This is a genomic window from Bhargavaea ullalensis (genome assembly GCF_042432615.1).
Classification (GTDB): Bacteria; Bacillota; Bacilli; order Bacillales_A; family Planococcaceae; genus Bhargavaea; species Bhargavaea ullalensis.
Map to the genome: position 1 here is coordinate 24761 of NZ_JBHLWY010000036.1, position 6282 is coordinate 31042.

Here is a 6282-nt window from a genome sequence, read left to right on the forward strand (position 1 = left end):
GCCCGCACAACATGCGGGCATTCCCAGGAACCTGTGCCGATGCCACCGAGTTGTCTCCTACAGCGTCGAACAGCGGACCTCGCCGTCTGCATATCCAAATGACTGTAAGTTTTCCTTTTCGATTCCTATTCTGTATTCATTATACCTATATCTGTTCGGGCTTGTCCATCCGTTTTTGGAATTTTGTTTAAATTAGCAGTATTTTGTTCTCATATGTCAAATTTTCATCAGTTCCGTTTCGCCGGAAGGGCCGTTCAGCCGACGGATCCCGGCTTTTATTCCGGCCGGAAATGCCGGAAAGTGAGCTTGAATTTCGTGCTGCTGTCGTCGATGTCGATCTCCCGGATCGGCAAGTTCTGCTCACGGGCGATGTCAAAGAGCGCCAATTTGTCGGATTCCCGGCACCGGTTTCCGAGGTACAGACCGCTCAGCCGCAGGCCCGCTTCCCCGTTTTCCAGCAGTTTGCCGCTTGTGCGCTCGCGGTTCGGCGGGACGATCCGGTATTCCTCTTCGTAATCCCACGAGTCGTGCTTCACGAAATGTGTTAAATACAAAAGTACCGGCTCCACCGCGGACACTTCCTGCGGCTTTAGTTCCCCTTTGAACAACAGATGCAGTTCATGCACCATCTTCTTCAGCAACACCGCCGCGTTCCGCCGGTCGTGTGCGTAGATCACCGGAAACAGCCGGTCGCCGTCGGTCACTTCATATTCCGCACAAAATCCCTGGTAGTTGTTCGTGTAGTGGGCCCACATCGGGAAGTTCTCAAGGTTCGCCGTGAAGCTCGCCGACAAAAACACCCGCCGGATCCGGTCGAGCAGCCGCTCCATCATTTCCGCTTCCCGCACATTCTCGAATTCCGATTCATCCAGCAGCACGGCCTTGAACTCAAACGGATCATTCAGGAATTCCGCCGCGCTCGCCCAGATTTCAGCGTTGCGGATCGAGGCGAGCCGGAGCTCGTTTTCCGTCTGCCAGTCCACCCGCCGCTCGTCGTACAAGGGAAAGAACTTGTACAGCCTGGCGGGGATGCATTCATTTTTATAGTCGATGGCGTCTTCGATCGAATGGTCGGCCAGCAGCGCCGCAAACTTCTTCAAGTCAAATTTCTCCGTCATGATGCCGATCCCTCCGTCTGTCCGTCTTGCCGCTCTTCCCTTCCTATACCCGATTTGCCGGATCCGCTTGCCATCCTCCGTCCAATCGCCTACACTTGGGGCAGCGGGCAGACCCGCGGCACGAAAAACTGCATACCGTCACTGCGCTGGGGGTGCCCGTCACGGGCTGAGATGAGAGCGAACGCTCCGATCCCTTTGGACTCGATCAGGTTAATACCTGCGTGAGGAAGTGCGGCGGATTTCATCGCGCCTGCCCTGTTTTCGCATGGCCATTATGGAATTCCGGCTGCATCTTCACGGGTGCGGCTTTTTTGTGTTTACTTTCAAGGGGGAATTCAACATGGATCAACTGCAATGCGGAACAAGCCCGATCGTCGGGTTCCGGTTCTCGCTCCACCCGATGACCGACCGGTTCGCCGACGTCATCACGGAGGCGATCAATGAAACCGACACATCGGCCGTCTGGATGCACACCGATGACGTCTCCACAGTCATCCGCGGAAAACAGGCGCATGTGTTCAATGTCGCCAAAGCCATTGCGCTCCACGCAGCGAAAACCGGCGTTCATGTCGCACTGAACGGGACGTTTTCCGCCGGTTGCCCGGGCGACTCAGCGGGCGATGTGTTCTTGGATAAGCCGGATGAACTGCTCAATACGGATCGGACAAAGCAATATGTATCATCCCAGTTCGCGCTTTATCCGATGAACAACCCCGGCTACATGGAGGTCATCTACCGGGAAGTCGACCGGGCGAAGGCGTCCGGCGTTTTCAACGAATCGATGCATTACGCGAGCGGCATCCACGGGGACATCCACGACGTTTTTGATTTCTACGAGGAGGCATTTTCGAACGCCCGCTCCGACGAGCACCGCCATCTCGTCATGACCGTCTCGATGAGCATCAATTCCCCGTCCCACGGAGGAGCCGGCCGATGACGATGAAATCTTGGAAGCTGAAAGAAATCGTCCTCATGTCGCTGTTCGGCGTCGTCTTCGGCATCATCTATCTCGTGTTCGTCCACTTCGGCAACCTCTGGGCAGGCGTCATCGGACCGCTCGCCTACGAATGGATCTTCGGCATCTGGTTTATCGTGTCGATCTTGTGCATGTCGATCATCCGCAAGCCCGGTGCCGCCTTCTTGCCGGAAACCTTGGCGGCGATCATCGAAGTGCTGCTCGGCAACGGCGCCGGCCCCCGCCTCATTCTATCGGGCATGGTGCAGGGTCTCGGGGCGGAGGCGGCGTTCGCCGTCACCGGGTACAAGCGGTTCAATCTGCCGGTCATGATGCTCGCGGGCGCCGGCTCTGCCTTGTTCAGCTTTGCGTACGGCTATTTCGTCTCGGGCTACGCGGCGCTTGATCCGAAATTTGTGATGATCATGCTCGCGCTCCGCGTGATGAGCGGAATCCTCATCGCCGGCGTCGGCGGCAAATACCTCGCGGACGGACTGCTCGCGACCGGTGCGCTCCGCGGCTATGCGATTTCTCGTGCAGGCAAGGGGGAGGCCCGTGCCTGAGGCGGTGTTCCGGCTGGAAGAGGTGTCTTTCCGGTTCCCCGAGGACGACCGGGCGGTGCTGAACGGAATTTCATTTGAGATCAGGCGGGGTGAGCGCGTCGTGTTGTCCGGTCCGAGCGGTTGCGGCAAAAGCACGCTGCTTTATTTGCTGAACCGGCTGTATCCGGCGAACTGTGACGGCATCGTCGGAGGGACGGTCCGGCTGTTCGGCCGGTTGTCCGAGGTGTGGAAGCCCGGCGAGATCAACCGGTTCGTCGCGACCGTCTTCCAGGACCCCGATGCCCAGTTTTGCATGCCGACCGTCGAGCAGGAGCTCGCATTCACGCTCGAAAACCTGCGGGTGCCGCGCGAGGAAATGAAACGCCGGATCGTGGAAGTGCTGGCACTCACCGGGCTTGAAGAGCTGCGCGGTGCGGTCATCCAGAATCTGTCGGGCGGACAAAAACAGCGTGTCGCCGCCGCCTGCGCCCTCGTCATGCAGCCCGAAGTGCTTCTGCTGGACGAGCCGCTCGCCCATCTCGATCCGCACACCGCGCGCGAACTTGTCCGCTGGCTCGATGGGCTCCAGAAGAAAACCGGTCTCACGGTCGTCGCCGTCGAGCACCGCCTCGACTTGTGGGACGGATTTTTTGACCGGGAGATCCGCCTCGGACCTGAAGGGCGGCTGACCGGGTGCGGGCCGTTTCTGCCCGGGCCGCCTATGCGTTTTCCCGAGCGGCCGGCAGCAATTGGCGAAGAGGCTTCACTTCGTGTCGAGGAGTTATCTGTTTCGATCCGCGGACAGGAGATCCTGTCCAAGCTTTCATTCCAATTGAACGAATCCGAAATCGCCGTCATCGCCGGTCCGAACGGCAGCGGGAAATCGTCGCTTGCGAAGGCGCTCTGCGGCATTTACAAGAAATCCGGCGGGCGGGTCAATGCAGCCTCGGGCATCGGCTACGTGCCCCAGTCACCGGAATTCCTTTTCCTGACCGCTTCGGTCCGGGAAGAGCTGGCGTTTTCGGGGATAGCTTCTGGGGAGGAAGTGGACGGCTTGATGGAACGGCTCCGGCTTGAGGAGATTGCGGACGCCCACCCGTTTTCCGTCTCCCACGGACAAAAGCGGCGAGCGGCGATCGGGGCGATGCTCGCAGACAACCGGCCGGTCATCGTCATGGACGAGCCGACATCCGGCCAGGACGCCGCCGCGCTGCTTGAGCTGTATGAGCTGATCGACGAGCGCCGGCGGGAAGGGGTATCGTTCCTCATCATTACCCACGATATGGAATTCGCCGCCGCAATCGCCGATTCGGTGATGTTGATGAAAGACGGCGCACTCACGGGCAAGTTCCGTGCGGCTGACGTCTGGGCGGATCCCGGTCTGCTCGCCGCCCATCACCTGATCCCGCCGAAAGGAGCGAATGCGCATGAGCCGGCTTTTGCATGACATGAACCCGTCGGTGAAGTTTTTGGCCGTGATCGTCTCGATGCTGACGATGGCGTTTTTCTTTAACCCGTGGACGCCGCTCTTGTTCTGGGTCGGCCTGCTCGTCGTGCAAGTGCTCATGAGCCGGGTGAACTGGAAAGTCTGGGGCCTCATGATGCTGCCGATGGGGCTCGGCGCCGCCGGCTACCTCTGGACCACGCTCGTCTTCGGCGCGGACACTGGCGGAGAAGTGATCGGCTCGTTCCTCGGCATCGAAGTGACCGACGAACAATGGGCACGCGCCTGGTCGCTCGCGTTCCGGGTGCTCGCCTTCTCCGGTCTGTCGCTGCTGTTCGCCCTCACGACCGACCCGGTCACCTTCATCATGAGCCTCATGCAGCAGCTCCGCGTCCCGCCGAAGCTCGCCTACGGAACGATGGTCAGCTACCAGTTCCTGCCTGTCCTGAAAGATGAACTTGTCCAGATCCGCCAGGCCCAGCGCCTCCGCGGAGTCGACGAAGGCAAACACTGGTGGCAGCGCGCCCTCGGCATGCGCCGATTACTGATCCCGATGCTCGCCGGCGCCGTCCGCAAAGCCGAACGCGCCGCCTTCGCCATGGAAGCAAAAGGATTTACCGGAGAACCGCGGAGTGAATTTTACCAGCCGGTGAAGATCGGTGCGCGCGACTTTGCGCTCGGCGGGATGTTTTTGGTCCTGTTGGTGGGGAGTTGCGTAGCGGGGGTATGGCTTGGGTAAGTGAGTGAAGGAGTCGCATTTGGGGCGAGTGAGACGCTTTCGGTCCCGAGTGAGTCGCTAAGGGCCGCGAGTGAGTCGCTAAAGGTCCCGAGTGAGACGCAATGTGGCGCGAGTAAGTCGCTAGGGTCTTCGAGTGAGACCCAATCTGTCCCAAGTGCCGACGAAAGTCTTCAAGGGACGCTTTTCCGCCCATCTCACGGATTTCCAACATCTACGCGCTCACTCAAGCCTGATATGATTCCACTCGCGCGCTCAACGCGCTCACTCGAAGCGCCTATGATTCCACTCGCCCCCCTGTATATCCGATAGTGCAAACTCCATCAGTGGAAGAAAAAAGCGACACTGAACCAGATCCCTTCGGTGAGCGAGTGAGTCGCTATCCGCCGCGAGTGAGTCGCTATCAAATCTATGCAAAGAAAAACGTCCGGAAAGGCTCTCTTTCCGGACGTTTTCTTCCGCCTTACAGCACCTCTTCGTCTTCTGCTTCTTCCTCGACATCCACGTCGACGCCCATCACCTGCATCTTCGGGATAAACGCCTCAGTCCGGGCGAGCGCATTGCCGTACACGCGGGTCCGGTAATGTTTTCTCCGCCAGACGACGATCCAGCGCCGGTCGCCGAGGTCGAGCCCGCCGATGCACCGATTTAATTCCTCCATGTCGAGCACGACCAGCTCGCCGCCCGGCCGGTTGCCGTACGACCCGATGATCGCGACGTGGCAGTCGCCGTATTCATTGTTCAGTCCGCGGATCCGCTCCACTTCCTCCGGCCGGAATGAAAACGACCAGAGGATGGACTTTTCCTTCCGCTTGGACGACGGCGCGGACAAGTACTTCGAGTACACTGTAAACTCTTCGCCGTCGCGCCGCACCCGGTACACCCCCTCCGGATGATCCGCCAGTCCCGCCAGCTCGAATCCTTTGTTCAATAAAACGTTCGCCAGCGCCCCGTGAAAGAAATCCACTTTCCTCAGTCTCGTCATCAGCCTTCCTCCTCCATTAACTGTCCCATTTACATACCTCCTTCCCTTATAGAAGGAATTCTAAAAGAGAAGAACGCAAAAAGACCGGCAACCGGGCCGGCCTGCTTACTTGATTTCCTTTTCATAATCCCCCGGCTCCAGATCGTCCGGGTTCGGATCGTACGGATCTTCCGTGCCCGATTCATGCGGATCTTCCACGAACACGCTCGGCCCGCTGTTTTCCGGCTCCGGCGTTCCTTCCGCGGGCGCACAATCCGGGCAGCGCTCCGGGTCCGGGGACAGATCGGTGCCGAATTCCCTGCCGCATTCAACGCAAAGTGGATGGGTCACCTTATCGCTCGCCTCCATTCGCCCGTTAGTATGGCCCGTCGCAGCGGCTTCATGCGCAAATCGGATTCCAATCGAGTAGGAGGGGGTGACTAACCCCCGACCTCTCACACCACCGTACGTACCGTTCGGTATACGGCGGTTCAATCAAGATGAATAACGCAAAGTTTCGTAA

Annotated in this window: 7 protein-coding genes and 1 riboswitch; of the genes, 4 read left to right on the forward strand and 3 right to left on the reverse strand. The window is 59.1% G+C overall.

Annotation, left to right across the window (positions count from 1 at the left end; all coding sequences use genetic code 11):
- Positions 1-275: 275 nt before the first annotated feature.
- Positions 276-1118 (reverse strand): DUF2971 domain-containing protein, encoded by an 843-nt coding sequence (locus ACFFIY_RS08465; RefSeq protein WP_354198843.1) that lies wholly within the window; start codon positions 1116-1118, stop codon positions 276-278.
- Between the two features lie 138 nt (positions 1119-1256).
- A riboswitch (TPP riboswitch) is annotated at positions 1257-1363 on the forward strand.
- Positions 1364-1458: 95 nt separating this feature from the next.
- Here ACFFIY_RS08465 and ACFFIY_RS08470 point away from each other — a divergent pair.
- The 4 genes from ACFFIY_RS08470 to ACFFIY_RS08485 are packed head-to-tail and all read left to right on the forward strand — an operon-like array spanning position 1459 to position 4798.
- The gene (locus ACFFIY_RS08470) at positions 1459-2055 is read left to right on the forward strand and encodes a YkoF family thiamine/hydroxymethylpyrimidine-binding protein (RefSeq protein ID WP_354198845.1); all 597 of its coding nucleotides are present in this window, start codon (positions 1459-1461) and stop codon (positions 2053-2055) included.
- A 2-nt stretch (positions 2056-2057) separates the two neighbouring features.
- Positions 2058-2636 (forward strand): ECF transporter S component, encoded by a 579-nt coding sequence (locus tag ACFFIY_RS08475; protein WP_354198856.1) that lies wholly within the window; start codon positions 2058-2060, stop codon positions 2634-2636.
- Entirely contained in the window at positions 2629-4062 is a 1434-nt protein-coding gene (locus ACFFIY_RS08480; protein ID WP_354198847.1) for an ABC transporter ATP-binding protein, read from the forward strand. The genes ACFFIY_RS08475 and ACFFIY_RS08480 overlap by 8 nt, the downstream gene beginning before the upstream one ends.
- Entirely contained in the window at positions 4043-4798 is a 756-nt protein-coding gene (locus ACFFIY_RS08485) for an energy-coupling factor transporter transmembrane component T family protein (RefSeq protein WP_354198849.1), read from the forward strand. The genes ACFFIY_RS08480 and ACFFIY_RS08485 overlap by 20 nt, the downstream gene beginning before the upstream one ends.
- Positions 4799-5258: 460 nt before the next feature.
- Here the strand turns inward: ACFFIY_RS08485 and ACFFIY_RS08490 are convergent, their stop codons facing one another.
- Complete coding sequence (locus ACFFIY_RS08490) at positions 5259-5780, reverse strand: hypothetical protein (RefSeq protein ID WP_354198852.1); 522 nt, start codon at positions 5778-5780, stop codon at positions 5259-5261.
- A gap of 105 nt (positions 5781-5885) precedes the next feature.
- Positions 5886-6110, reverse strand: coding sequence for a hypothetical protein (locus ACFFIY_RS08495; protein WP_354198854.1), 225 nt, complete (start codon positions 6108-6110; stop codon positions 5886-5888).
- Positions 6111-6282: the final 172 nt, after the last annotated feature.